The organism is Streptomyces sp. ISL-98 (genome assembly GCF_018614055.1).
Taxonomy (GTDB): domain Bacteria; phylum Actinomycetota; class Actinomycetes; order Streptomycetales; family Streptomycetaceae; genus Streptomyces; species Streptomyces spiramyceticus.
This window is the reverse complement of record NZ_JAGGPB010000043.1, coordinates 157,166-182,212: the sequence shown is the minus strand read 5'-3', so window position 1 is coordinate 182,212 and position 25,047 is coordinate 157,166. Positions and strand designations below refer to the sequence as shown.

General features: G+C 69.4%; 22 protein-coding genes. 5 read left to right on the top strand and 17 right to left on the bottom strand.

The window, feature by feature from the left end; translation table 11 throughout:
- The 3 genes from J7I98_RS27895 to J7I98_RS27885 form a co-directional block, all read right to left on the bottom strand.
- Positions 1 to 339 carry a P-II family nitrogen regulator gene (locus J7I98_RS27895; protein ID WP_064070309.1) on the bottom strand — a complete coding sequence of 113 codons (339 nt, stop codon included), beginning with the start codon at positions 337 to 339 and terminating at the stop codon, positions 1 to 3.
- Positions 336 to 1,700, bottom strand: coding sequence for an ammonium transporter (locus tag J7I98_RS27890; RefSeq protein ID WP_214927784.1), 1,365 nt, complete (start codon positions 1,698 to 1,700; stop codon positions 336 to 338). Before J7I98_RS27890 ends, J7I98_RS27895 begins: the two co-directional genes overlap by 4 nt.
- 365 nt (positions 1,701 to 2,065) lie before the next feature.
- On the bottom strand, positions 2,066 to 3,541 hold the full coding sequence (locus J7I98_RS27885; protein WP_214927783.1) for a hypothetical protein: 1,476 nt from the start codon (positions 3,539 to 3,541) through the stop codon (positions 2,066 to 2,068).
- A gap of 437 nt (positions 3,542 to 3,978) precedes the next feature.
- Between J7I98_RS27885 and J7I98_RS27880 the strand changes: the two genes are divergently transcribed.
- Positions 3,979 to 4,656 (top strand): bifunctional DNA primase/polymerase, encoded by a 678-nt coding sequence (locus J7I98_RS27880; protein ID WP_214927782.1) that lies wholly within the window; start codon positions 3,979 to 3,981, stop codon positions 4,654 to 4,656.
- A 79-nt stretch (positions 4,657 to 4,735) separates the two neighbouring features.
- Here the strand turns inward: J7I98_RS27880 and ftsY are convergent, their stop codons facing one another.
- A complete protein-coding gene (gene ftsY, locus J7I98_RS27875) occupies positions 4,736 to 5,959 on the bottom strand; it encodes a signal recognition particle-docking protein FtsY (protein WP_214927781.1) in 1,224 nt (407 codons plus the stop codon).
- Positions 5,960 to 6,106: 147 nt separating this feature from the next.
- Between ftsY and J7I98_RS27870 the strand changes: the two genes are divergently transcribed.
- Both J7I98_RS27870 and J7I98_RS27865 read left to right on the top strand, forming a co-directional pair.
- Entirely contained in the window at positions 6,107 to 7,582 is a 1,476-nt protein-coding gene (locus J7I98_RS27870; protein WP_214927780.1) for a cytosine permease, read from the top strand.
- Between the two features lie 62 nt (positions 7,583 to 7,644).
- The gene (locus J7I98_RS27865) at positions 7,645 to 8,616 is read left to right on the top strand and encodes an LLM class flavin-dependent oxidoreductase (RefSeq protein ID WP_214927779.1); all 972 of its coding nucleotides are present in this window, start codon (positions 7,645 to 7,647) and stop codon (positions 8,614 to 8,616) included.
- 41 nt (positions 8,617 to 8,657) lie between these two features.
- Here J7I98_RS27865 and J7I98_RS27860 read toward each other — a convergent pair whose 3' ends face one another.
- The 4 genes from J7I98_RS27860 to J7I98_RS27845 all read right to left on the bottom strand — a co-directional run bounded on the left by J7I98_RS27860 (position 8,658) and on the right by J7I98_RS27845 (position 15,273).
- Positions 8,658 to 10,076 (bottom strand): sugar porter family MFS transporter, encoded by a 1,419-nt coding sequence (locus J7I98_RS27860; protein WP_214927778.1) that lies wholly within the window; start codon positions 10,074 to 10,076, stop codon positions 8,658 to 8,660.
- A gap of 164 nt (positions 10,077 to 10,240) precedes the next feature.
- Positions 10,241 to 14,200, bottom strand: coding sequence for an AAA family ATPase (locus J7I98_RS27855; protein WP_214927777.1), 3,960 nt, complete (start codon positions 14,198 to 14,200; stop codon positions 10,241 to 10,243).
- Positions 14,201 to 14,403: 203 nt separating this feature from the next.
- Positions 14,404 to 14,619: a hypothetical protein gene (locus J7I98_RS27850; RefSeq protein ID WP_214927776.1), complete on the bottom strand. Its 216-nt coding sequence runs from the start codon at positions 14,617 to 14,619 to the stop codon at positions 14,404 to 14,406.
- Positions 14,620 to 14,991: 372 nt separating this feature from the next.
- Positions 14,992 to 15,273, bottom strand: a complete 282-nt coding sequence (locus tag J7I98_RS27845) for an acylphosphatase (RefSeq protein ID WP_214927775.1) — start codon at positions 15,271 to 15,273, stop codon at positions 14,992 to 14,994.
- Between the two features lie 132 nt (positions 15,274 to 15,405).
- Between J7I98_RS27845 and J7I98_RS27840 the strand changes: the two genes are divergently transcribed.
- Complete coding sequence (locus tag J7I98_RS27840) at positions 15,406 to 16,251, top strand: CAP domain-containing protein (protein ID WP_251021268.1); 846 nt, start codon at positions 15,406 to 15,408, stop codon at positions 16,249 to 16,251.
- 110 nt (positions 16,252 to 16,361) lie between these two features.
- Here the strand turns inward: J7I98_RS27840 and J7I98_RS27835 are convergent, their stop codons facing one another.
- On the bottom strand, positions 16,362 to 16,964 hold the full coding sequence (locus J7I98_RS27835; RefSeq protein WP_214927773.1) for a flavodoxin family protein: 603 nt from the start codon (positions 16,962 to 16,964) through the stop codon (positions 16,362 to 16,364).
- A 113-nt stretch (positions 16,965 to 17,077) separates the two neighbouring features.
- On the opposite strand from J7I98_RS27835, the gene J7I98_RS27830 reads away from it, so the two are divergent.
- Positions 17,078 to 17,491 (top strand): helix-turn-helix domain-containing protein, encoded by a 414-nt coding sequence (locus tag J7I98_RS27830; RefSeq protein ID WP_214927772.1) that lies wholly within the window; start codon positions 17,078 to 17,080, stop codon positions 17,489 to 17,491.
- A 4-nt stretch (positions 17,492 to 17,495) separates the two neighbouring features.
- Here the strand turns inward: J7I98_RS27830 and mutM are convergent, their stop codons facing one another.
- From mutM to recG, 8 genes are all read right to left on the bottom strand, one after another.
- Positions 17,496 to 18,374, bottom strand: a complete 879-nt coding sequence (mutM, locus tag J7I98_RS27825) for a bifunctional DNA-formamidopyrimidine glycosylase/DNA-(apurinic or apyrimidinic site) lyase (protein ID WP_214927771.1) — start codon at positions 18,372 to 18,374, stop codon at positions 17,496 to 17,498.
- Positions 18,375 to 18,443: 69 nt separating this feature from the next.
- Complete coding sequence (rnc, locus tag J7I98_RS27820; RefSeq protein ID WP_214927770.1) at positions 18,444 to 19,271, bottom strand: ribonuclease III; 828 nt, start codon at positions 19,269 to 19,271, stop codon at positions 18,444 to 18,446.
- 7 nt (positions 19,272 to 19,278) lie between these two features.
- A complete protein-coding gene (gene rpmF, locus J7I98_RS27815) occupies positions 19,279 to 19,452 on the bottom strand; it encodes a 50S ribosomal protein L32 (protein ID WP_003965982.1) in 174 nt (57 codons plus the stop codon).
- A gap of 2 nt (positions 19,453 to 19,454) precedes the next feature.
- Positions 19,455 to 20,135: a DUF177 domain-containing protein gene (locus tag J7I98_RS27810; protein ID WP_214927756.1), complete on the bottom strand. Its 681-nt coding sequence runs from the start codon at positions 20,133 to 20,135 to the stop codon at positions 19,455 to 19,457.
- 105 nt (positions 20,136 to 20,240) lie between these two features.
- Positions 20,241 to 21,332: an ATP synthase F0 subunit B gene (locus J7I98_RS27805; RefSeq protein ID WP_214927754.1), complete on the bottom strand. Its 1,092-nt coding sequence runs from the start codon at positions 21,330 to 21,332 to the stop codon at positions 20,241 to 20,243.
- A 97-nt stretch (positions 21,333 to 21,429) separates the two neighbouring features.
- Positions 21,430 to 21,909, bottom strand: a complete 480-nt coding sequence (gene coaD / locus J7I98_RS27800) for a pantetheine-phosphate adenylyltransferase (protein WP_274562968.1) — start codon at positions 21,907 to 21,909, stop codon at positions 21,430 to 21,432.
- 26 nt (positions 21,910 to 21,935) lie between these two features.
- The gene (rsmD, locus tag J7I98_RS27795) at positions 21,936 to 22,520 is read right to left on the bottom strand and encodes a 16S rRNA (guanine(966)-N(2))-methyltransferase RsmD (protein ID WP_214927737.1); all 585 of its coding nucleotides are present in this window, start codon (positions 22,518 to 22,520) and stop codon (positions 21,936 to 21,938) included.
- A 61-nt stretch (positions 22,521 to 22,581) separates the two neighbouring features.
- Entirely contained in the window at positions 22,582 to 24,801 is a 2,220-nt protein-coding gene (recG, locus tag J7I98_RS27790; RefSeq protein WP_214927726.1) for an ATP-dependent DNA helicase RecG, read from the bottom strand.
- Positions 24,802 to 25,047 lie beyond the last annotated feature (246 nt).

Here is a 25,047-nt window from a genome sequence, read left to right as displayed (position 1 = left end):
TCAGAGGGCGTCCGGGCCGCGTTCGCCGGTCCGTACCCTGACCGCCGTTTCGACCGGAACGCTCCACACCTTGCCGTCGCCGATCTTGCCGGTGCGGGCGGCTTTCACCACCACATCGATGAGCTGTTCGGCGTCGCCGTCCTCGACCAGTACCTCGATACGGATCTTGGGTACGAGGTCGACCGTGTACTCGGCACCGCGGTAGACCTCGGTGTGGCCGCGCTGGCGGCCGTATCCGCTGGCTTCCGTGACCGTGAGCCCCTGGACCCCGAAGGCCTGCAGGGCCTCCTTGATCTCGTCGAGCCGGTGCGGCTTCACGACTGCGGTGATGAGCTTCATGCGTCCACCTTCTTGGTCTGCGTCGCGGCGCCGGCCGTGCCGGTCTGGCCGGGTGCGGGTACGGCCGTACGGGAGGCCGAACCGCCGCCCGCTCCGCTGAAGTCGTACGCGGTCTCGGCGTGCTCGACCTGGTCGATTCCGGAGACCTCGTCGTCCTCGGGGACCCGCATTCCGATCGTCTTGTCGATGACGAGGGCGAGGAGTGCGGATGCCACCAGAGAGTAGGCCAGTACGGCGAAGACGCCCACGGCCTGCTTGCCGAGCTGGTCGAGTCCGCCGCCGTAGAAGAGGCCCTTGACGTCGGACTGCACGCCGCCGGTGGCGAAGAGGCCGACGAGGAGAGAGCCGGCGATGCCGCCGACGAGGTGGACGCCGACGACGTCGAGGGAGTCGTCGTATCCGAGCTTGTACTTGAGGCCGACGGCCATGGCGCACAGCACACCGGCGATGGCGCCGACGGCGATCGCGCCGAGCGGGCTGACGGCGCCGCCGGACGGGGTGATGGCGACGAGACCGGCGACCGCGCCGGAGGCGGCGCCCAGCGTGGTGAAGGCGCCGTGGCGGATCTTCTCGTACGCGAGCCAGGCGAGCATCGCGGCGGCGGTGGCGACCTGGGTGTTGACGAACATCACCGCGCCGACGCCGTCGTCGTTGCCGAGCCAGGAGCCTGCGTTGAAGCCGAACCAGCCGAACCACAGCAGACCGGCGCCGAGCATGACCAGCGGCAGGCTGTGCGGCCGCATCGGGTCCTTCTTGAAGCCGACGCGCTTGCCGATGACGAGGATCACGCCGAGTGCGGCGGCGCCCGCGTTGATGTGGACGGCCGTGCCGCCCGCGAAGTCGATGACGCCCATGTCGAAGAGCCAGCCGCCCTCGGCCCACACCCAGTGCGCGACCGGGAAGTAGACGACGGTGACCCACAGGGCGACGAAGAGCACCCAGGCGGTGAACTTCACGCGGTCGGCGAGCGCGCCGCTGATCAGGGCGGGGGTGATGATCGCGAACATCAGCTGGAACACGGCGAAGACGTAGACCGGGATGGTCGTGGCGCCCCAGAGCTCGGTGATACCGATGCCGCTCAGTCCTACGTAGTCGGAGGACCAGCCGATGAGGGAGCCGGAGTCGGTGCCGAAGGTGAGGCTGAAGCCGAAGAGCACCCACAGGATCGTGACGATCCCGAGGCTGATGAAGCTCATCATCAGCATGTTGAGGGTGGACTTGACGCGGACCATGCCTCCGTAGAAGAAGGCCAGGCCCGGCGTCATGAGCATCACCAGGGCAGTACAGATGAGCATGAAGCCGGTATTGGCGGCAGACAGTTCGATCTTGTCTGCGGCAAGCGTCGTGATGCCTGGGGGCATCGGCGTCTCCTCGTCGTAGGTGCGGCCCGTGCGGGGGCGGAGCCTGTTGGCCTGTGCGGCTGGAAAAGGGTGGGCCGGTTATGCGCCATGAGGTTGGCGCAGCGCGGTTTCGGCAGATGCCGCCCGATGTTTCGCCGCAGTGACGAAGAGGTCGTGCGTGTTACGTGCGAATGAACTGCACACAGGAGCTGGGGGCCGCCGATACCCTCTGCCCACGTCAGACGCGCCACAGCAAAACCGGCCGCGACGGCTACCCGATTGACCTGGCGCAGGGGAGCCGAGTCGGGCTTCACGGGGTGGCCGTCGCGGCCGGCGTCTTGGGGTGTCGGCGCCCGCGGGGTTCGAGGGGTCTGCGGGTCCGCCTGTCAGACGGCTTCTGCGGCTTCGGGCAGCTGGGCTGCGAGCTGGTCGGTGAGATCGAGAACCTCGGCGACGTCGCCGAAGTCCCTGGCGGCCGTGTCGACGGTCTTGCGGAGCCGGTTGTTGACCCGCTCGGAACGGACCCTCTTGGCGACGCCCAGGGCCTGTCCTGCCAGCACCACGGACTGCTCGGGCTCGCGCTTCAGCAGGTGCACGGTGGCCATGCCGATGAGGTTGAGTGCGTACGACCGCTGGTGCTCGTCGTCCTTGCCGAAGAGGTCCACGGCACGCGTCATGACGGGCTCGGCGAGCGAGGCGTACGTGGGGCTGCGCCCGGCGACGTAGGCCAGGTCGCGGTAGGAGTGGGCGTTCTCCCCGTTGAGCTCGGCCTCGGAGAAGAATCGGATCCAGTCCGGCTCGGGCTCGCCGTCGATGCCTGAGTCCGCGAAGGTCTCCTCGGCCATCCGGACGGCCCGCTTGCACTTGCTGGGCTGGCCGATGTTGGCGTAGGCGCGGGCCTCCATCGCATACAGCATGGCCTGGGTCCTGGGCGTCGCGCAGTCCCGGCTGCCGTACTGCGCGAGGTGGATGAGCTCCAGCGCGTCGTCGGGGCGGCCGAGGTGGATCATCTGACGGCTCATGCTGGACAGGACGTACGAACCGAGGGGCTTGTCGCCCGCTTCCTTGGCGGCGTGCAGGGCGAGGACGAAGTATTTCTGCGCGGTGGGCTGGAGGCCCACGTCGTAACTCATCCAGCCGGCCAGCTCGGCCAGCTCGGCGGCGCATTTGAAGAGCCGCTTCGACGTGGCCTCGGGCTGCGGCTCCTGGAGCAGGTCGGTGACTTCGTGGAGCTGTCCCACGACGGCCTTGCGCCGCAGTCCGCCGCCGCACTGGGCGTCCCACTGGCGGAACATCATGGTCGTGGATTCCAGCAGGTCCAGCTCGGGCTTGGAGAGCCGGGACGGCCGCCGCGACACGGCGGCCGGCTCGGGGTGCCCGGGCTCGCCGGGGGGCACGGGCACCAGCCAGCGCTGCATGGGCTCGATGAGGGCGGGGCCCGCGGCGAGCGCGAGCGATGTCCCGAGGAAGCCGCGCCGGGCGAGCATCAGGTCGCTGCGCGAGAACTCGCTGAGCAGGGCGACCGTCTGCGGGCCCGCCCACGGCAGGTCGACTCCGGACACCGAGGGTGACTGGTGCGCGGTGCGCAGTCCGAGGTCCTCGACGGCGACGACGCTGCCGAAGCGCTCGGAGAACAGCTCGGAGAGGATGCGCGGAATCGGCTCGCGCGGCTGCTCGCCGTCCAGCCAGCGGCGTACCCGGGAGGTGTCCGTGCTGATGTGGTGGGCGCCCATCTGGCGTGCCCTGCGGTTCACTTGACGTGCGAGCTCGCCCTTGGACCAGCCGCTGCGCACGAACCATGAGCCCAGCTGCTCGTTCGGGCGCTTCCCAGCGTTCATACCGCCTGCGCCACTGCCGCTCACTGGAACGCCCCCATCCCGCTGAAGCCTCATTGCGTGAACCCCTGGCAGAGTGCCGTGAATTGCGGCCTCCTGTCCGGAGGATGCGCCCCTTGGAACAGGAGTCCGGCTTGCCTCCGGCATACCCATGGGCGCGTCTTTTCGGGGTTCGTGTACTGAAAGTAATCCTACGATCACCCCTCCGGCCATGGGGATTCCAGAAACGCCACCATTCGCCACCCCTTCGAATGAACTCGGTTCCGGCCGGGCGCGATTCACTTGACATACGACGACCAGGGGCTGGTGGGCGATGCGCGCCGGAGCGCGCGGGCTGGGCCGCACCACCCTTTGTGACACTGCGCGCCGCAGGACAGGGCGGTGGCAGCGGAGAGGAGCGGCACGACACGGCTCCTGTCGTAACCAGTCGTAACCACCGGTGCACTGGACCCGTTGGAGGGGGCATGGGCTTCACGATCGGCCGGGAAATGCGGTCCGGCTCACGGCGCCGCGGCCGCACATCAGAGTGCACAACGGTGGCGGAGTACACCGGGCTTTGGGGCTGGGCAGTTGTCCCGGGCGCGAGAGCGGCGGCCGGGGGTTCCGGGAACTCGGCGCCGCGGGAGTGCTCGTGCGGCGATACGTCGTGCCGGGCGCCCGGCGCCCATCCCCTGGGCTTCGCGCCCGAAGTACCGGCGGGGGCCACCCTCGACGAGGTCACGCGCACCTGGTCCGGGTTCCCGGGTGCGGCGATGATGCTGCCCGTCGGGCGCTCCTTCGACGTCCTCGACGTCGCGGAGGCGGCGGGGCGCCGCGCGCTCGTACGGCTGGAGCGGATGGGACTGCCGCTCGGCCCGGTGGCCGCCACACCTGATGGCCGGGCCCACTTCTTCGTCGCCCCCGGAGCCGCCGCCGAGCTTCCCCAGCTGCTCTACCGGATGGGGTGGGACGACGCGGACCTCGACCTGCGCGGTCTGGGTCCCGGCGACCACGTCACGGCGCCGCCGTCCGACTTCGGCGGCCTGGGCCCCGTCCGCTGGCTGCGTCCGCCGGCGCTGGACACGGCGGAGGCGCCGCCGCAGGCCCGGCTGCTGCTCGGCACGCTGGCGTACATCTGCCACCGCCGCCCACCTGCCTCGTGACATGACTGCGGGGTGGGGCGTTTTCCTCTCCCCACCCCGCACCTTCCCGAAGCCCCTCAAGGGCGTCGGGAGGACCCGCTCAGTCGCCGATCAGCGCATCCACGAACGCCTCCGGCTCGAACGGCGCCAGGTCGTCCGCGCCCTCGCCCAGGCCCACCAGCTTCACCGGTACGCCCAGCTCGCGCTGGACCGCGATCACGATGCCGCCCTTCGCCGTGCCGTCCAGCTTCGTCAGCACGATGCCGGTGATGTCCACGACCTCGGCGAAGACGCGCGCCTGCACCAGACCGTTCTGGCCGGTCGTCGCGTCCAGTACCAGCAGCACCTCGTCCAGCGGGCCGTGCTTCTCCACGACGCGCTTGACCTTGCCGAGCTCGTCCATGAGCCCGGTCTTGGTGTGCAGGCGGCCCGCCGTGTCGATGAGTACGACGTCGGCGCCCTCGGCGATACCTTCCTTCACCGCATCGAAGGCGATCGACGCGGGGTCGCCGCCCTCGGGCCCGCGCACCGTACGCGCGCCGACCCGTTCGCCCCAGGTCTGGAGCTGGTCGGCGGCGGCCGCGCGGAAGGTGTCCGCCGCGCCCAGCACCACGCTGCGGCCGTCGGCCACCAGGACGCGGGCGAGCTTGCCGGTGGTCGTGGTCTTACCGGTGCCGTTGACACCGACGACCATGATCACGCCGGGGGTGTCGGTGTCGCTCTCGGTCCTGACGACGCGGTCCATGTCCGTACCGAGCAGGTTCAGGAGCTCCTCGCGGAGCAATGTGCGCAGCTCCTCCGGCGTCCGCGTGCCGAGCACCCGTACGCGCTCGCGCAGCCGGTCGACCAATTCCTGGGTGGGGGCCACGCCGACGTCCGCGGTGAGCAGCGTGTCCTCGATCTCCTCCCAGGTGTCCTCGTCGAGGTGCTCGCGGGAGAGCAGGGTCAGCAGACCCTTGCCGAGCGTGTTCTGCGAGCGGGCGAGGCGGGCGCGCAGCCGCACGAGGCGACCGGCGGTGGGTTCGGGGATCTCGATCTCGGGCGCGAGAGGCTCGGCGGCGATCAGGTCCTCGAGGCTGACGGGCTCCTTGACGGCCGTCGGGGCGTCGGGGAGGTCCACCTCCTCGATGGTCCTGCGCACTTCGTCGCGCGGTGGCGCCGCGTCCTCGCCGACCTGCGGTTCGGCGGGCGGGGCAGTGACGGTCGGCGCGCTCGGCGGCGCTGCGGGCGGCAGCTGCTTCTTCTTGCGGCTGCTGACCACGAGCCCGCTGATCGCGCCGATCACGACCAGGGCGATGACTACAGCAAGGATGACGATTTCCATAACTCACCCAGTATCAGTCACGCTCATGCCCGAGGAGCGTTCTCGGAGGATCACACGAGGGTTGGGGCGTCGTTTTGGACCTTTTGGGCTGACCGTACGTTGGTGTGCCCGTAAGATGCTGTTCCCCCCCCTGCACGGAGTTCCCCCATGCCTGAAACGTCCGCCCCGGAGCCCGAGGGCGCGATAGAGACCCGCGGTCTTGAGCCCGTCCCCGACGACGAGCGCTCGGGCCGCGTGCGCGAGCTCTTCCCCACCTGGGTCGCCGCCAACATCAGCGTGCTTCTTCTCACCATGGGCGCGGGTCTGGTGGTGTTCAACAAGCTGAACATCTGGCAGGTCCTGACCGTCGCCGTCGCGGCGCCAGTCGTCTCGTACGGGCTCGTCGGCCTGATCTCCATCGCGGGCAAGCGCGGCGGCTCCCCCGGCATGGCGCTCTCCCGGGCGGTCTTCGGCCAGCGGGGCAACCTCTTCCCCGGCTCGCTGATCTGGATCGCACGCTGGGGCTGGGAAACGATCAACGCGGTGACCGGTGCGTACGCCGTGCTGACCGTGCTCGACCTGCTCTTCGGGATCAAGAGCAACACCGTGCTGATCGTCGTGACGCTGCTGCTCTTCGTCGGCTGCACGTTCCTCGTCTCCGGTCTGGGCATCAATGCCCTGCGCCGGTGCAGCACCTGGTCGACGTACCTCTTCGGCGCGTTCAGCGTTCTCGTGCTGGTCTATCTGATCGCCGACACCGACTGGTCCGCCGTCTTCTCCAAGCCGGCCGGCTCGACCGCGATGATGATCGCGGGCATCGGCACCATCGCGGCCGGCGGCATCAGCTGGGTTCCGTCGGGCCCGGACTTCACCCGCTACCTTCCGCGTACGGCGTCGGGCAAGGGCCTGGTCGGCACGACCATCGGTGGCGCGGGCGTCGTCGTCCTGCCGATGGTGCTGATGGGCGCGGTGATGGCCGTCAGTACACCGGACCTGGCGTCGGCCTCCGACCCGGTGTCCTTCATCGGCGAGCTGCTGCCGAACTGGATCGCCGTTCCGTATCTCCTCATCGCCCTGATCGGCATGCTGCTGATCAACTCGATGTCGATGTACTCGGCGGGCTTCACCGCACAGACGCTGGGCATCAACGTGCCGCGCGCCTGGGCCGTGAGCGTGAACGCGGTCATCAGCCTGATCTTCGGCTTCCTGCTGATGGTGGTGGCGACCAGCTTCTTCGGCTCGTTCATCTCCTTCCTGACGCTGCTCGCGGTGGCGTTCTCGGCGTGGATCGGCGTCTTCGGCGTGGACATGCTGAGCCGTCGTACGTACGACGGTGACGCGCTGATGGACACCAAGCGCACCAGCGCCTACTGGTACCGGGGCGGCTTCGCCTGGCAGGCCATGGCCGCGTGGGGCATCGCCCTGGTGGTGGGCATGCTCTTCACCAAGGTCGACTGGTTCAGCGGACCGCTCGCCGGCTCCTGGATCGGGCGCAACGGCCTGGGCTGGGCGGCGACGATCGTCGTGGCGGCTCTGCTGTACGCCGTGCTGCCGAGGCAGAAGCCCGCGGCCGGGGCGCCGGAGTCCGGCACGAGCAAGGATGCCGAGCCCGAGTCCGAGCCCGCCGGAACCCTGTCCATCTGACGAAACGTCAACTAACGTCCCCCTTCGCCACATCGACACCCGGCGGAGGGGGACGTTTCGTCATGGCCTTCACAGTGGTCCGCTTCAATCTCGTCGATCCCGACGCGACACCCGAGACGCTCTCGGCCCGCTACCGGGCCGCCCTGGAGATGGCCGCGTACGCCGACGACCGCGGCATCGACACCGTCCAGACCGAGGAGCACCACGGCGCCGCCAACGGCTGGCTCCCCTCCCCGTTCGTCTTCGCGGGCTCGGTCTTCGGTGCGACGCGGCGCATCTCGGTGACCGTCTCGGCGATCATCGGGCCGCTGTACGACCCGCTGCGGCTGGCCGAGGACATCGCCGTACTCGACCTGATCAGCAAGGGGCGGCTGGTCACGGTCGCGGGCATCGGTTACCGGCCGGAGGAGTACGAGCAGCTGGGCGCCGACTGGGGCAGGCGCGGCAAGCTCCAGGACGAGCTGCTGGACACCCTGCTCCAGGCGTGGACCGGTGAGCCCTTCCCGTTCCGCGGCCGCAGCGTCCGCGTCACCCCTCGCCCGTACACCCAGCCGCATCCCATGCTGCTGATCGGCGGCTCCTCGCAGGCCGCTGCCCGGCGTGCCGCCCGCTTCGGGCTGCCGTTCTTCCCGAGCGCGCATCTGCCCGAGCTGGAGGCGTACTACCACGCGCAGCGGGCGGAGTTCGGGACCGACGGCTTTTGCATGATGCCGGCGGCGAAGACGCCGCTGCTGCATGTCGCGGAGGATCCGGACCGTACCTGGGCCCTGTACGGCGAGCATTTCCTGCACGAGGCGCAGACGTACGCCTCCTGGCAGTCCAAGGACATCACGTCGGCCGTACGTTCCACCGCGACCAGCGTCGACGCGCTGCGCCGCGAAGGTGTGTACCGCGTCGTCACTCCGGACGAGTGCGCGGCGCTCTCCGGCGACAGCCTCGTACTGCATCCGCTGTGCGGCGGGATGCCGGTCGACGAGGGCTGGCGCAGCCTGCACCTCTTCGCGGAAAACGTACTGCCCCGGCTCAAGGGATGAGCCGGGGCAGTACGTGATCGAGGAGAGGGGCGGCGGGGAATTTAGCCCATCTCCTCCAACGCCTTGCCCTTGGTCTCCTTCACGAACTTGAGCACGAAGGGGATCGAGAGCACGGCGAAGACTGTGTAGATCACGTACGTCCCCGAGAGGTTCCAGTCGGCGAGGCTCGGGAAGCTCGCGGTGATCGCCCAGTTGGCGACCCACTGGGCGGACGCGGCGACACCGAGAGCGGCGGCGCGGATCCGGTTCGGGAACATCTCGCCGAGGAAGACCCAGACGACGACACCCCACGAGAGTGCGAAGAAGAGCACGAAGACGTGGGCCGCGATCAGCGCGACGATGCCCTGGGTGTGCGGCAGCGTGCCGTCGATCAGGTCGGCGGAGAAGGCCCAGGCTTCGAGGGCGAGGGCGAGCGCCATGCCGGCCGAGCCGATGAGCGCGAGCGGCCTGCGGCCGATCCGGTCGACGAAGACCATGGCGATCACGGTGCCGATGATGTTGATGATCGACGTGGTGAACGAGTAGAAGAACGAGGCGCTCGGGTCGATGCCCACCGACTGCCACAGCGTCGCGGAGTAGTAGAAGGCGACGTTGATGCCGACGAGCTGCTGGAAGACCGAGAGCCCGATGCCGACCCAGACGATGGGCAGGAAGCCGAAGCGGCTGCCCAGCAGGTCCCTGAAGGTGGACTTGTGCTCGCTGTGCATCGCCAGCTCGATCTCGGCGATGCGCGCGTCGAGGTCGATGTCCTTGCCCTCGACTTCGGCGAGGACCGTCTTGGCCTGGTCGATGCGGCCGGCCGAGATGAGGAAGCGGGGCGACTCGGGGATGGCGAAGGACAGCAGTCCGTAGAGGACGGCCGGGACGACCATCACGCCGAGCATGACCTGCCAGGCCTCGATGCCGAACAGGTCTCCGCGCTGGTCGCCGTCGGCCGCGTTGAGCAGGCCCCAGTTGACGAGCTGCGAGACGGCGATGCCGATCACGATCGCGGCCTGCTGGAAGGCGCCGAGACGGCCGCGGTACGCGGCGGGCGCGACCTCGGCGATGTACGCCGGGCCGATCACCGATGCCATACCGATCGCGATACCGCCGAGCACCCGCCACATGGCGAGGTCCCACAGCGAGAACGGGAGGGCCGAGCCGACCGCGCTGACCGTGAACAGGACGGCGGCGATCTGCATCACGCGGATGCGGCCGATACGGTCGGCGAGACGGCCCGCGGTCGCGGCGCCGATGGCACAACCGATCAACGCGATGGCGATGACCTGGGCGAGTGTGCCCGAGCCGATGTCGTACTTGCCCCGGATGCCTTCGACGGCGCCGTTGATCACGGAACTGTCGTAGCCGAAGAGGAAGCCGCCCATCGCGGCCGCGGCCGTGATGAAGATGACGTGGCCGAGGTGTTCCGGGTGGGCCTCGCGGGCTCCGGACACCGGCGGTTGCGCAGTGCTGGTCACATGAACTCCTGGGGCCTGGCCGCGTCAAGCCGCCCACCACTTGAAGGTAAAAACAACGTTGCAGAGACTATGCCTTCAAGTTTCGAAGTCAAGAGGGTGTGGTGTGCCGAACAGTCACCCGGCCTGGACCACTTATGTTCAAGATTTGAAGATCAGGTGCCTGATCAGCGAAGACGCTGGCTGATGACCTTGGAGACGCCGTCCCCCTGCATGGAGACGCCGTACAGCGCGTCGGCGACTTCCATCGTCCGCTTCTGGTGCGTGATCACGATCAGCTGGGAGCTCTCCTGGAGCTCCTCCATGATCCGGATCAGGCGCTGCAGATTGGTGTCGTCGAGCGCGGCCTCGACCTCGTCCATCACATAGAACGGGCTCGGCCTGGCCTTGAAGATCGACACCAGCATGGCCACGGCGGTCAGCGACCGCTCACCGCCCGACAGCAACGAAAGCCGCTTGACCTTCTTGCCCGGCGGCCTGGCCTCGACGTCCACACCCGTGGTGAGCATGTTGTCGGGATCCGTCAGGATCAGCCGTCCCTCACCGCCGGGGAAGAGCCGCGAGAAGACGCCTTCGAACTCCCGCGCCGTGTCCCGGAATGCCTCGCTGAAGACCTGCTCGACGCGCTCGTCGACCTCCCTGACCACCTGCATCAGGTCGGTCCGCGTCTTCTTCAGGTCTTCAAGCTGCTCGGAGAGGAACTTGTGCCGTTCCTCCAGAGCCGCGAATTCCTCGAGGGCGAGCGGGTTGACCTTCCCGAGCTGCTGGTACGCCCGTTCGGCCGCCTTCAGCCGCTTCTCCTGCTCGGCGCGTACGAACGGCCGGGGCTGGTTGCGCGGGTGGTCCGGGTCGTCTGGCAGCTCTTCGCCCTCGGCCGGCGGCGACGGCGGAACGGCCTGAGCGGGCCCGTACTCCGCCACCAGCCCCGCCGGTTCCACCCCCAGCTCCTCCAGCGCCCTGGTCTCCAGCTGCTCGATGCGCAGCCGCTTCTCCGCCCCGAGCACCTCGCCCCGGTGGACCGAGTCCGTCAGCTTGTCGAGTTCGCCCTTGAGCTCCCGCCCCCGGCCGCGCTCCGCGACCAGGTCGCTCTCGCGTTCCGCCTTGGCCGCCTCGGCCGCGGCCCGCTCCTGGTCCGCCCGTACGAGCGACACCTCGACATGAGCCAGCAGCTGGCGCGCACCGGACGCGACGGCCGCCGCCACCTGCGCCTCGTGCCGCAGCCGGGCACGCCGCTCGTCGGCGCGCGCCCGCGCCTCACGCTCGGCGCGCGCCCCGCGGTCGAGCGCGTCCGCCCGCCCCGCGAGCCCCTTCACGCGCTCCTCGTGCGTACGGACCTGAAGCCGGGCCTCCATCTCGGTCTGCCGGGCATTGGCACCGTCGGCCGCCAGCCGGTCCCGTACGGACGTGTCCGGCTCCTCCTGTACGGGCGCCTCCTCGGCCACGAGCAGCCGCTCCGCCAGCTCCTCGGCCTCCTCGGTGGCCCGCTCCAGCGCGTCCTGGGCCTTGGCCGCCGCGGCGGCGGACCGCTCGGCCTCCCCGGCGGCGCCGCGCGCCTGTCCCGCGAGGCGGCCGAGCTGCTGCGCGACCCCGGACTTCTCCCGGTCGGCGGCTCGGCGACGCTCCCCCAAGTCCTCGACAAGCGCGGCACACGCGGTACGCCGCTCCGCCGCCCGGCGCTGCGCCCCGGCCAGCTCCTCGCACCGTACGGCCAGCTCCTCCAGGTCGGCGGCGGCCTCGTCGACCGACGCCTGCACTTCGAGGAGGCTCGGCGCCCCCGCGGAACCGCCGTGCGCGAAGTGCGTCCCGAGTACGTCGCCCTCTGCGGTCACAGCGGTGAGCCCGGGCTGCGCGGCGACCAGGTCCTCGGCGTCTTCCAGCGTCCCGACGACGACCATGTCCCGTACGAGCCGCTGGACGGCGCGCATCAAGTCCGCGGGCCCCCGCACCAGTTCGGCAACCGGCAGCGGCTCGTGCGCGTGCGCAGCAAAACCGGCCCTTTGTCCGGGCAGCTCCCGGCCCGGTCCCGCGCCGGGCGCCTCGCCGCGTCCGGCAGGAATCGCAGCGGCGGCCACCCGCCGAGGTTCCGCGCCAGCAGCCGACTCGACCACGCCGGCATCGTCCTCGGCAGAGACTGCTCCTGTCTGTGCAGGGCGGATCGCTTCTGCCGACGCACGCGCAGGCTCCGTACCGACCAGAGGCCCGCCGTCGGCTCCGGCCACGGCTGCTTCCATCGCGTCCGCCGAGCCCGTCCGGGCGCGCACCGCTCCCCGCGCCGGAACATCCGCCTCCCATTCCGTGCCGCCCGTATCCTGCTCCGGCAGAGTCACGGACGCCGGGTGGGCAGCCGACGCATCCGCCGCCGCCCCCTGGCTCGGTACGCCGGGCGCACCCGCACCCCGCGCGCCCCCCATCAGCAGCGCCGCCCGGCCGGCGTCCTGCTTGCGCAGGAGGCGGATCGCTTCGGCTGCCGTCGCCGGGTCGGTCACGGCAATCGCGTCGGCGGCCGCTCCCAGCGCCGCCGCCACCGGAACCTCGAAGCCCGGGGTCACCGTGAGGAGCTCCGCCGCCGGGCCCAGCAGGCCCGCGAGCCGGTCGTGCGCGGCGAGCAGTACGCCCGTCCCGTCCTTACGGCGCAGCCCCAGGGCCAGCGCATCGTGTCGGGCGGACGTGGCGGCCCGCTTGCGCTCGGCCGCGGTGACCGCCTCCCTGGCCGCCCCGAGCTCCGCCTCGGCCTCGGCCAGCTCCCGCTTCGCCTCGTCGTGCCGCTCACCCAGCTCCGCGTCACCGGCGTCCAGGCCGTCGACCTCGGCCTTGAGCTGCTCGTACTCCTCCTGCGCCGCGACCGCCCGCTCCTGGGCCGCGTCGCGCGCTGCGGCCAGCCGGTCGATCTCGGCCTGCGCCGAACCGGCCCTGCTACGGGCCGCGTTGACCTGCCCGTGCAGCCGGGCGAGGCCCTCGCGCCGGTCGGCGATGGCCCGGGCCGCGTCCTTGAGCCTGCGCTCCTCGGCCGCCAACTCACGCTCAAGATCGGCCCGGTGCTCGACCGTGTCCTCCAGCGCCCGCTGGGCCGCCTCCAGCGCGGCCTCAAGCTCCGCCTCCTGCTCACGCACCCTGGCAGCTTCGCGCTCCATGCTTTCAGGGTCTCTGAATCCCGGCCCGCGCCGCTCCTCCGGAGGCGCGGCCGTCGCGCTCTTCACCCGGGCGTCGGCCAGCGAGACGGTGCCGCGCACCCGCTCGGCCAGCTGCGACAGCTCGTACCAGGTCTGCTGGGCCCGCTGCAGCCGCGGCGCAAGGCGGCGTACCTCTTCCTCCAGCTCGGCCTCGCGCACCAGTGCGGCCTTCAGCTGCGCCTCGGCGGCGTCCTTGCGCTCCTTGAGGGCGGCCTCGTCGGCGATCTCGGTCCGCAGCGCCTCGCGCAGCTTCACGAGGTCGTCGGCGAGCAGCCGCAGGCGGGAGTCGCGCAGGTCGGCCTGGATGACGGCGGCCCGCCGCGCCACCGCGGCCTGGCGGCCCAACGGCTTGAGCTGCCGCCGCAGTTCGTCGGTGAGGTCCTGCACCCGCGAGAGATTGGCCTGCATCGCGTCGAGCTTCCGCAGCGCTTTCTCTTTCCGCTTGCGGTGCTTCAGAACGCCGGCGGCTTCTTCGATGAAAGCCCTGCGGCCCATTGGATCGGCATGCAGTACGGAGTCGAGCTGGCCCTGCCCGACGATCACATGCATCTCGCGGCCGATACCGGAGTCGGAGAGCAGCTCCTGGATATCGAGCAGCCGGCACGTATCCCCATTGATCTGGTATTCGCTGCCGCCGTTGCGGAACATGATCCGCGTAATGGTTACTTCGGCGTAGTCGATGGGAAGCGCACCGTCGGAGTTGTCGATGGTCAGGGAGACCTCGGCGCGGCCGAGCGGCGGCCGCCCGGTCGTCCCGGCGAAGATGACGTCTTCCATCTTGCCGCCGCGCAGCGACTTGGCCCCCTGCTCACCCATCACCCAGGACAGCGCGTCGACCACATTGGACTTGCCTGATCCATTGGGTCCGACGACGCAGGTGATGCCTGGTTCGAACCGCAGTGTCGTGGCCGATGCGAAGGATTTGAAACCGCGGAGAGTCATGGCCTTGAGATGCACCGCCGCACTCTACCTTTCGCCGCCGGTTTCACCCATGAAGGTGCAGGGCACATCAGACGGTAAGGGAAGAGCTCTACTACGGGGCGGAAAGAAAAAGGGACGCCAGGGCGTCCCTTGTAATGTCTTGCTGGATAGATCTTGAACAGATCTCAAGCGGCTGGCTGATACGGACAGCCCGACCGGGTCCTCCTTACGAACCCGTGTCAGGTGAGCGCAGGCTCCGCCTGGGGTACGTCGATGTCGATGCTGTCGAGCATCGAGTCTCCGCGGTGCTGAGCGGCGGCGCTGAGTGCGTCGTTCTCGGACTGGATCCGGTTGAGCTCGGATTCAAGGTCCTGGACGCGCTGCTGAAGCCGTCGCATCTCGGCGAGGAGTCGCGGGTCGGAGCCGCCGACGTAACCGAGAAGCGCCTTTGCCATGATGGATGGTCCTCCACACTGAGTGACCGACCGAAGCGGTGGTGGGTCGTGAGGGAATCGCACCCGCGGTGCTTGTCATCTCTGTTGTTCTCAATGCCAAACAGCTAAGGTGCGCGGGGATTCCAGCGTCTCACCAAAAAGTTTGACGGTCAACACGATCACGCCCCGTATCGGCGGGCAACCCGGGGGCAGGCAGGCGCGGGATGCGCGGTGCCGCCTCTTCTGCGGGGCCCTGGGGGCGTGGAGATCATCCTTACTTCGGCAGCCTTCCACGGCAAGCGTTTCTTGGCAACCACCAGGTGATTTCTGCCCCGGGCACCTGCTGGCGGTATACCGGCAGGTGGTCCGGCCGACCACTGCGGGCTGAGTCGGTCAGCGGGTCGCGAAGTCGCTGTAGCCGCCTCGCGGGGTACCCCATATCTCCGTCACTCCGTCGACGCGTCCGGGCGTGTCGCCGGAGCGAAGCCACTCCAGCAGACGGTGGCAATTGTCACGCGGGCCCTCGGCGACAACCTGCACCCGGCCGTCCTCCAGATTGAGGGCGAAGCCGGTGAGGCCGCCGATCTCCAGAGCATTTGCCCTGGTGAACCAACGGAAGCCCACTCCCTGTACTCGGCCGCGTACCCAGGCGGTGAGCCGTACGTCTTCTTTCATGGCTGAACGCTAGCTGGCCATTTGCCCATGAGGCACATCTCCCTCACCCGTCATGGGCTACAGTCCCGACCCAATGAGCCTCATCCATTCGGGTGAGATTCGTTGACGTCGACCATGAGGAAGGCACAGCAGATGGGACGCCATCGTCAGAAGCGGGCCGCGCCCGTACGGACCGGGCTGCTCGGCGTCTCCGCCGCCGTGGCCCTGGGTGCCGTGGCGGTCACTTCCGGACTGCTGCCCGGCAGCGACAACTACTCCCTGGGCGGGGGCGGCTCCGCCGACCGTGTCCAGGCCGGGGGTTCCGCCGGCTTCGACACGCAGGGCGGCAACAGCGCAGAGCCGACGGACCGCGCGTCGGACCCGGCTGCCGACCGCTCCGGACGTACCCAGTCGCCGTCGCCCGCGCCCGGCAAGCCCTCGGCAAAGCCTTCCGCAGAGCCCTCTGCCAAGCCGTCCGAGCGCGAGACGGTCGCGGACAGCGAGACGGACAAGCCTGCCGAGGCCGAGAAGAGCACGAGGCCGGAGCACACCAGGCCGACCCAGGCGCAGAAGCCTCCGTCCAATGGGAACGGGACCGGCGACTCCGACAACTCGGGCGCCGAATCGAGCGCCGAGGCCCGCGTCCTGACCCTGGTGAACCAGGAGCGGTCGAAGGCCGGCTGCAGCCCGGTGCGGGCCGACGGTCCGCTGGCGGCGCTGGCCGAGGCCTTCAGCGAGGACATGGACGCGCGCAACTTCTTCGACCACACCGACCCGGACGGGGCAAGCCCCTGGGACCGCGCCGAGAAGGCGGGCGTCTCGGGTCTCGGCGGCGAGAACATAGCCCGCGGCCAGGCCGATGCCCAGTCGGTGATGGATGCCTGGATGAACAGCGACGGCCACCGCGCGAACATCCTGAATTGCGAATACAAGACCCTGGGTGTCGGGGTGCACATGGCCTCCGGCGGACCCTGGTGGACCCAGGACTTCGGCTTCTGAGGCGCCCGTACACACACCCGTACGGATCCGTACAGCACGTCAAGCGAAAGGCCCCCGTCCAGGCGACGGGGGCCTTTGCTTTTGCGTACTGAGTTTGCGCACCAAGAAGGTCAGGCGGCGACGGCTGCCCGGCCCACGACGAAGGCCTTGGCGGTCTCGGCGACGCGGCGGCCGAGGTGCTCGGCGGTCGCTATGTCCGCCTTGTGTACGCCCTCGGGACCCTCGTCGGAGTTGGTCTGGGCCGCGGCTCCGGAGAAGAAGCCGAGGCGGTTGAGGTCGTGCTCGGATCCTTCGGTGGAGTTCCAGCCGGGCGCCAGGCCGAGGTTCACCCAGTGCATGGCGTGCTGGGCGGCGAGGGTCTGGAAGTACTGGAGCGTGTGCAGCTTGTCGCCGCTCTTGGATCCGGAGTTGGTGAAGCCGGCCGCCAGCTTGTTGTGCCAGGTCTTCGTGAACCAGCGCTTGGAGGTCTCCTCGGCGAACTGGTGGAAGGCGCCGGAGGCGGTCCCCATGTAGGTGGGCGAGCCGAAGACGATGGCGTCGGAGGCGTCGAGCAGCTCCCACTCGGCGTCGGTGATCTCGCCGACGTTGATCAGGTGGGCGGTGGCACCGGCGTCGGCGGCTCCGGCCCGGACGGCCTCGGCGACGACCGCGGTGTGGCCGTAGCCGGAGTGGTAGGCGATCGAGACAACGGGCGAAACAGCGGGGGTGGTCACGGTGGTGGCTCCTCGTCGGCACTACTGCTCGGTGGGCTGATAACGAAAGGAAAGCACTAACTTATAGAAAGCGCAACCCAGCGGTTAGCGCTGTGGAAGAGTATCCTGACCGCATGGACAGCAGCCCCGTACAGCAGTGCGGCGACGATCTCGCGTTCGATGTGTTCTCCCGGGACTGCCCGTCGCGCGCCACGCTGGAGCACGTGACGGGGCGCTGGGGCAGCCTCACCCTCGGAGCTCTGCGCGAGGGGACGTTCCGCTTCAATGAGCTACGGCGCCGGATCGACGGCGTGAGCGAGAAGATGCTGTCGCAGACGCTGCACGCGCTGGAGAGGGACGGGCTCGTACACCGCCAGGCCCAGCCGACCAATCCGCCGCGCGTCGACTACGAGCTGACGCCGCTGGGTCAGGACATCGCGGAGCGCTTGCACGCCCTGATCGAACTGGTCGAGGGGCGCATGCCGGACGTCCTGACAGCGCGCGGGCGTTACGACGAGACGCGGGGCGATCAACAGGGGCGCGCGTAGCGCTCTATTGAGGGTGGCGGCGGGAGACGGGTGGGCGCTGACAGCGCGGGCAGAAGTAGCTGGAGCGGTTCATCCAGGGGCGCCGGCGCATCGGCGTACCGCACCGGCGACAGGGCTCGTCCTCACGCCCGTACGCGTCCAACGACCGCTCGAAATAGCCTGATTCGCCATTCACGTTGACGTAAAGGCTGTCGAAGCTGGTGCCGCCGACGGCAAGCGCGGCGTTCATGACGTCCCGTACATGGCCGAGGAGCTCGGTAGAGCGGGGGCGCGTGAGGGTCGCGGTGGGGCGCTCGTAGTGCAGCCGCGCGCGCCACAGCGCCTCGTCCGCGTAGATGTTGCCGACTCCGCTGATCAGCGACTGGTCGAGCAGGGCGCGCTTGACGGTCGTACGCCGCAGCCGCAGCGCCGTATGGAACGCGGCATCGTCGAAGGCCGGGTCCAGGGGGTCGCGTGCGATGTGCGCGATGACGTCGGGGAGCCCGTCTGTGCTGTCAGCGGTGCTGGCGTGCAGCGACAGCCCGCCGAAGGTGCGCTGGTCGACGAAGCGCAGCTCGGTGTGGAGTGCGTCGTCGAAGCGGATACGGATGCGCAGGTGCTTCTCGTCGGGGACCGTCTCCGGCTGTACGAGCAGCTGGCCGCTCATCCCGAGGTGGCCGAGCACGGACGCGGCGGTGTCTTCGAGCGGCAGCCAGAGGTACTTGCCGCGGCGACGTGCGGCGCCGATGCGGTGCCCCTTGAGGCGTACGGCGAAGTCCTCACCGCCCGCGAGATGGCGGCGTACGGCCCGGGGGTGCAGCACCTGCACCTCGGAGACGGTGCGGCCGGTGACCCAGCGCTCGAGCCCGCGCCGTACGACTTCGACTTCAGGCAGCTCAGGCACGGATGCAGCATAGCCCGGTGCCCCCGACCGGAATCCGGTCGGGGGCACCGAGGCAAAGGCCTGCGTACCTCAGGCAGTGGCCGGGGCCGACGGCGATGCGTCGTCGGTCGCCGTGGGCGCATCGGCGGCGACCTTGGCCGCCACCTCGCGCTCGTCCGCGGCCGTGCGAATCGCACGCCACGCGGACTCCGCCGCCTGCTGTTCCGCTTCCTTCTTGCTGCGGCCGGTGCCGGTGCCGTACGAGACACCACCGACGCGGGCAGCAGCAGTGAAGGTCTTCTCGTGGTCCGGTCCTGTCTCCGAGACCAGGTACTCGGGAACCCCGAGCCCCTCGGTCGCGGTCAGCTCCTGGAGACTGGTCTTCCAGTCCAGGCCGGCACCGAGGCTCGAAGACTTTTCGATCAGCGGATCGAAGAGGCGGTGCACCAGTTCTGATGCTGCCCCGAGACCCTGATCGAGATAGACAGCGCCGATCACCGCTTCAAGGGTGTCGGCGAGGATGGATGCCTTGTCCCTGCCACCCGTGCCCTCTTCGCCCCGGCCGAGCCGGATGAAGGAGCCGAGTTCGAGGCCGCGGCCCACCTCCGCAAGTGCACGCGAGTTGACCACCGCGGCCCGCAGTTTGGCCAGCTGGCCTTCCGGCAGATCGGGGTGGGTTCGGTACAGCGTGTCCGTGACCACCAGGCCGAGCACGGAATCCCCGAGGAACTCGAGGCGCTCGTTGGTGGGCAGACCGCCGTTCTCGTACGCGTACGAACGGTGGGTCAGCGCACGCACCAGAAGGGCGGACTCGAGGTGATACCCGAGCCGCCCTTCCAGAAGCGTGTGGGACGAGGCCATGTTTTCCGCCTGCTTCTTGGCGTTGACCGCCTTGGCGTCAGACATCGTGCCTCTCACCAGCCGCTCAGACCTCGAGGACCTGGCGCTTGTTGTAGGTGCCGCAGCTCGGGCACGCGATGTGCTGCAGCTTCGGCTCCTGGCAACGCTCACACGAAACCAGGGTGGGGACCGCAGCCTTCCACTGCGACCGGCGGTGGCGCGTGTTACTGCGCGACATCTTCCGCTTCGGAACAGCCACGGCTACTTCTCCTGCTTCTCGTCGACGCCCGACTCGGCGGCGCCGCTGATGTTGTCCTTCTCGCCGTCCTGGATGGTCCCGGCGAGTCCTTGCAGTGCCGCCCAACGAATGTCGACGGCGTCATGGTTGTGATCGGGATTCTCGTCCAGCCTGACCCCGCACTGGGGGCACAGGCCGGGGCAGTCCTCCCGGCACACCGGCTGCATCGGCAGTGCGAGCACTACCGCGTCACGCAGCACGGTCTCGAGGTCGAACAAGCCGTCCTCGAGATAGAGCGTGTCCTCGTCGTCCTCGGCGTCGTCGGCCGGCTCCGCCTTGTGGCGGCCCCGGTCATCGGCGTCAGGGTACGAGAACATCTCCTGGAAATCCGCTGCAACGTCGAGCTCCAGCGGCTCCAGACACCTTACGCACTCCCCCTTGGCCGTCGCACGGGCGGTGCCTGTGACGAGCACCCCTTCCATGACGGATTCGAGGCGGAGCTTGAGATTCACCGGTGCGCCCTCGGGCACTCCGACGACCCCTTCGATACCGAAGTCCTTGGGGGCCACTACCGAGCGGGTCAACCGCTGGAGCGCACCGGGACGCCGGCCCAGCTCGTGTGTGTCGAACACGAGGGGGTTGCGGTGGTCGAGGTGGGCGTTCAGGGGTCTTCCTGCTTTCGGATTGCTGTGGTGGGCCGCCATGTCGCAGAAACGAAACGGGCAGCCGAGATCGCGGTCATACGCGCGACCGAAGAGCCAGGATACTTGACGCTTCGCTCAGGGCCCAATCCGGTGACCGGACACTCCCTAACGCCCCTGCTCGTACTCCCGCAGCTGATCGAGGTCGATCATGCTGGTGTCGAAGAGGCTGGTCTCGTCCAGCGCGGCGGCCTGCTGCGGGGGCTGTGCGGGCATCTGCGGCTGCTGGCCGTAGCCCTGGTCGTAGCCCTGCTGCTGGTACGCGTAGGGGTCCTGCTGCTGGTAGCCGTACGGGTCCTGCTGCTGACCGGCGTACGGGTCCTGCTGGTGCTGCTGGTACGCGTAGGGGTCCTGCGGCTGCTGGGGCTGCTGGTAGCCGTACGGGTCGTACGGCTGCTGCGCCGGGATCGGTGGCTGCTCCGGCACCGGCACCGGCGCGACGTCCATCGGCGCCACGTCCTGCGGCGTGAGTGCGCCCTGCGGCTCGGCGAGGTCCGCGAGGAAATCCGCGTCGCTGCTGTGCTGCTGCCCCGCACCGTCCTGGGCCACCATGTGCGCGCCGAGATCGTCCGAGGCCACGCGTCCGTGCAGCTTCTGCCTGCCTCGGCCGACGGCATCGAGCGTCTTGGAGAGCACGGCCTCGAAGGCGCCGAGCTTGGTGTCGACGTACTCGTCCGCGCGCTGACGCAGGGTCTCCGGGTCGTGGCTGCGCTCCGGGGCCTCCTCGTCGGCGTAGCCCTGCTCGTCGAGGCCGGGGCCCCTGCCGAGCAGCTTCTCGCGGCCACGATCGACGGAGCCGAGGGTCTTGGTGAGGACGACCTCGAAGTTCGCGAGCTTGGAGTCGACGTACTCGTCGGCCTCGGCGCGGATCTCCTCGGCGTCACGGCGGGCCTCGGCGAGGATGCGGTCGGCCTCCTCCTGGGAGCGCCGGGCGACCTCGGTGTCGGAGATGAGCGAGCCGCGCTGGGCGTGCGCGGACTCGATGATCCGCTCGGCCTCCTGGCGGGCCTGCTCGGCCAGCTGCTCGCGGCCGCCGATCAGCTCCTGGGCCTGTGCGAGGGAGCCCGGCAGTGCCTGGCGTACCTCTTCGAGCATCGAGAGCAGATCGGCGCGGTTGACCACGCACGAGGCCGACATGGGCATGGACCGGGCGCTGCCGACCGCCTCGACGATCTCGTCGAGCTTCTTCTGCACGTCCACCGTGTGCTCGCCACCTGTTCTTCCGGCTGGAGACGGACGGGACGACTGTACGGGCAGTCGGCCCCCGCCCGACACCTGGTGACGATCCGTCAGATTGTCACTTCTTCGCGAGACGCTCGGTGAGAGCGCCGAGGACCCTCGGGGGGACCAGATGGGAGACGTCGCCGCCCCAGGCCGCGACCTCCTTGACCAGGCTGGAGGAGAGGAAACTGTAGGTGGGGTTGGTCGGGACGAACAGGGTCTCGACGCCCGAGAGGCCGTTGTTCATCTGGGCCATCTGCAGCTCGTAGTCGAAGTCGCTGACCGCGCGGAGGCCCTTGACGATGGCCGGGATGTCGCGCTCCTTGCAGAAGTCGACGAGGAGGCCGTGGAAGGCCTCGACCTCGACATTGCCGAATTCGGCGGTGATCTCGCGGATCAGGTCGATCCGCTCCTCGATCGTGAACAGTCCCTGCTTCGACTGATTGATCATCACCGCGACGTGTACGACGTCGTACAGCTTGGAGGCGCGGGCAATGATGTCGAGATGTCCATTGGTGATCGGGTCGAATGACCCGGGACAGACGGCGCGGCGCATCTGTAGTCCCTCGCTCTCCGGTCCGGTCATCGTGCGTCTTCGCACGTAGAGGCGGCGCGACCGTACCAAAGCGTGCCCTCGCCGTAACGACGGGCCCGCAGCGGCTCGAATCCCTTGGGCCACTTGAATTCGCCACCTCTTGTGCTGCGCTCAACGGTGGCGAGGGCATCGTCTTTGAGCCACCCCTGAGTGCGGAGTGTGAGGAGGATCTCGCGAAGATCGTCGTCGATGACGACGTACGGCGGGTCGAGGAACACCACGTCGTACGGGGCCTCGGGCGCCGGGCCTGTGACGATCTGTTCCGCTTTGCCCGCCCGGACTTCGGCGCCGGGGAGGCCGAGCGTGCGGACGTTGTCCCGGACGGTGCGGGCGGCCCGGCCGTCGGCCTCGACGAGGAGGGCGTGCACTGCGCCGCGGGACAGCGCCTCCAGGCCTACGGCGCCCGAGCCCGCGTACAGGTCGGCGATTCTTATGCCCTCCAGCGAGCCGAGGAGCGACTCCCAGGTGGAGAACATGCCCTCGCGCGCACGGTCGGAGGTGGGGCGGGTGCCGTTGCCCGGCGGGACGGCCAGGCGGCGTCCGCCGGCCGTGCCGGCGATCACGCGGGTCATGGGTGTCGGGTCCTCGGGGTCGTATGCCGTGGGGGTGGAGGGGATCCTGCTCCCCCCATTGTCAACCCTTGTCCAGGTACTGCTCCCTCTCCTTGTCGAGGAGCGCGTCCAACGCGGTGCGCAGCTCCGGGAGCCGTTCGAGGTCGGGGTCCTCGGTGACGACGGCTACGGCCTCCTCGCGGGCGGCCACGATGACCTCCTCGTCGTCGATGACGGCGAGCATCCGCAGGGACGACCTGACGCCGGACTGGGCCTGCCCGAGTACGTCGCCCTCGCGGCGCTGTTCGAGGTCGATACGGGAGAGCTCGAAACCGTCGAGGGTGGCGGCCACGGCCGCGAGGCGGGCACGGGCGGGGCTCGCCTCGTGCATCTCGCTGACCAGCAGACACAGCCCGGCGGCCGAGCCACGGCCGACGCGCCCGCGCAGCTGGTGCAGCTGCGATACGCCGAACCGGTCGGCGTCCATGATCACCATTGCCGTGGCGTTGGGGACGTTCACGCCGACCTCGATGACGGTCGTGGCGACCAGGACGTCCACATCGCCGGCGGAGAAGCGGCGCATCACGTCGTCCTTGTCGTCGGGCTGCATCCGCCCGTGCAGGACCTCGACGCGCAGGCCCTTGAGGGGGCCCGAGGCGATCTGGTCGGCGATCTCCAGAACGGCGAGCGGCGGCCGCTTCTCGGGGTCCTCGTCGGCGGCGGCCTTCTTCTTGGCGGCCTTCGCGCCCTTCGGCTCGTCCTCGTCGTCGCCGATGCGGGGGCAGACGACGTACGCCTGATGCCCGCTCTCCACCTCTTCGCGCACGCGCTCCCACGCGCGGGCGAGGAAATGCGGCTTGTCCTTGGCCGGGACGACATGGGTGGCGATCGGCGAGCGGCCGGCCGGGAGCTGGTCGAGGACCGAGGTCTCCAGGTCGCCGAAGACGGTCATCGCGACCGTGCGCGGGATGGGTGTCGCCGTCATCACCAGGAGGTGCGGGGGCTGCTTCCCCTTGGAGCGCAGGGCGTCGCGCTGCTCGACGCCGAAGCGGTGCTGCTCGTCGACGACGACCAGGCCGAGGTCGTGGAACTGCACCTTGTCCTCGATCAGCGCGTGCGTACCGATGACGATTCCGGCCTCGCCGGTGACCAGGTCGAGCAGGGCCTGGCGGCGGGCCGCCATACCCATGGAGCCGGTGAGCAGGACGACTTTGGTGCCCTGCTCCGCGCCGCCGAGCATTCCGCCCTCGGCCAGCTCGCCCATCATTTCGGTGATGGACCGGTGGTGCTGCTGGGCGAGCACCTCGGTGGGCGCGAGCAGCGCGGCCTGGCCGCCCGCGTCGACAACGGCGAGCATCGCGCGCAGCGCGACCATGGTCTTGCCGCTGCCCACCTCGCCCTGGAGGAGGCGGTGCATGGGGTGTTCGGTGGCCAGGTCGTCGAAGATTTCCTTCGACACCTTCTGCTGGCCGTCGGTGAGGGTGAAGGGCAGCTTGGCGTCGAAGGCGTCGAGCAGGCCGCCGGGGGCGGGTCGGCGCGCGACCGCCGGGAGCTGGGTGTCGGCGAACCGGCGCCGGGCGAGGGCGACTTGGAGGACGAACGCCTCGTCCCACTTGAGGCGGTCCCGCGCCTCGGCGATGTCCACCTTCGTCTGCGGGCGGTGGACTTTGCGGAACGCGTCGGGCAGGTCGGTGAGTCCGCGGCCCTCGCGGAGGGCGGGCGGCAGGGGGTCGGCGACCTCCTGCCAGCCGGTGGCTTCCATGGAGGCCAGAACCAGGTCGACCGTCTTGGCGATCTTCCAGCTCTCCATCTGCGCGCAGGCCGGGTAGAGCGGGATCAGCTGGTTCGCCCAGGCCTCGACGGCGTCCGCGCCGCTGTCCTTGCCGAGCATTTCGTACGCCGGGTGGGACAGCTGGCGGACATTGCGGAAGATGCCGACCTTGCCGGAGAACATGCCTCGGCGGCCGGGGAGCAGTTCCTTCTGGTGGTGGTAGATCGACTTGCCGAAGAAGACCAGCTGGAGCCGTCCGCTGCCGTCGGTGAGGGTCACCTCCAGCCGCTGGCCCTTGCCGTTGTTGAACCGCAGGACGCGGGCGTCGGCGACCTGCGCGACGACGGTGGCGTGTTCGTCGAGCGGGAGGTCGGCGAGCTGCGTCAGCTCGCCGCGCTCGGCATACCGCCGCGGGTAGTGGTGCAGCAGGTCGCCGACCGTGTGCAGGTCGAGGTGCTCGGCCATCACCTTCGCGGTGGTGCCGCCGAGCGTCTTCTTGAGTGGTTCGTCGAGCGCGGGCACAGGATCCATTGGACACTATGGCTCTGACAATTGGCGGCCGCCCGATCCCGGAATCCGGGAGCACAGGCGTCTGCAAGGCGCTGCATTCGCGGCATGCCCTTCGGCATCGGGCAGGGCTTGTCCGTCATGAGTCCGCATCGGCGGGCGAGTGAGAAGCCACCGCGTTCACGCACAGGCGGAGTCACTGCACACCATGGCTCTGGCTCGGGCTCGACAGGTGTGCCCGAAGCGCCCGGGAACAGGATCCGCGGTACC

Excerpts from the sequence above, each read along its gene's own strand:
- J7I98_RS27880 (WP_214927782.1), top strand. The coding sequence starts at position 3,979 with ATGGGCTTCACGATCGGCCGGGAAATGCGGTCCGGCTCACGGCGCCGC.
- J7I98_RS27845 (WP_214927775.1), bottom strand. The coding sequence starts at position 15,273 with ATGAAAGAAGACGTACGGCTCACCGCCTGGGTACGCGGCCGAGTACAG.
- J7I98_RS27840 (WP_251021268.1), top strand. The coding sequence starts at position 15,406 with ATGGGACGCCATCGTCAGAAGCGGGCCGCGCCCGTACGGACCGGGCTG.
- J7I98_RS27830 (WP_214927772.1), top strand. The coding sequence starts at position 17,078 with ATGGACAGCAGCCCCGTACAGCAGTGCGGCGACGATCTCGCGTTCGAT.
- J7I98_RS27850 (WP_214927776.1), bottom strand. The coding sequence starts at position 14,619 with ATGGCAAAGGCGCTTCTCGGTTACGTCGGCGGCTCCGACCCGCGACTC.
- coaD (WP_274562968.1), bottom strand. The coding sequence starts at position 21,909 with ATGCGCCGCGCCGTCTGTCCCGGGTCATTCGACCCGATCACCAATGGA.
- J7I98_RS27895 (WP_064070309.1), bottom strand. The coding sequence starts at position 339 with ATGAAGCTCATCACCGCAGTCGTGAAGCCGCACCGGCTCGACGAGATC.
- J7I98_RS27810 (WP_214927756.1), bottom strand. The coding sequence starts at position 20,135 with ATGGCGGCCCACCACAGCAATCCGAAAGCAGGAAGACCCCTGAACGCC.
- J7I98_RS27865 (WP_214927779.1), top strand. The coding sequence starts at position 7,645 with ATGGCCTTCACAGTGGTCCGCTTCAATCTCGTCGATCCCGACGCGACA.
- recG (WP_214927726.1), bottom strand. The coding sequence starts at position 24,801 with ATGGATCCTGTGCCCGCGCTCGACGAACCACTCAAGAAGACGCTCGGC.
- rsmD (WP_214927737.1), bottom strand. The coding sequence starts at position 22,520 with ATGACCCGCGTGATCGCCGGCACGGCCGGCGGACGCCGCCTGGCCGTC.
- J7I98_RS27890 (WP_214927784.1), bottom strand. The coding sequence starts at position 1,700 with ATGCCCCCAGGCATCACGACGCTTGCCGCAGACAAGATCGAACTGTCT.
- ftsY (WP_214927781.1), bottom strand. The coding sequence starts at position 5,959 with ATGGAAATCGTCATCCTTGCTGTAGTCATCGCCCTGGTCGTGATCGGC.
- J7I98_RS27870 (WP_214927780.1), top strand. The coding sequence starts at position 6,107 with ATGCCTGAAACGTCCGCCCCGGAGCCCGAGGGCGCGATAGAGACCCGC.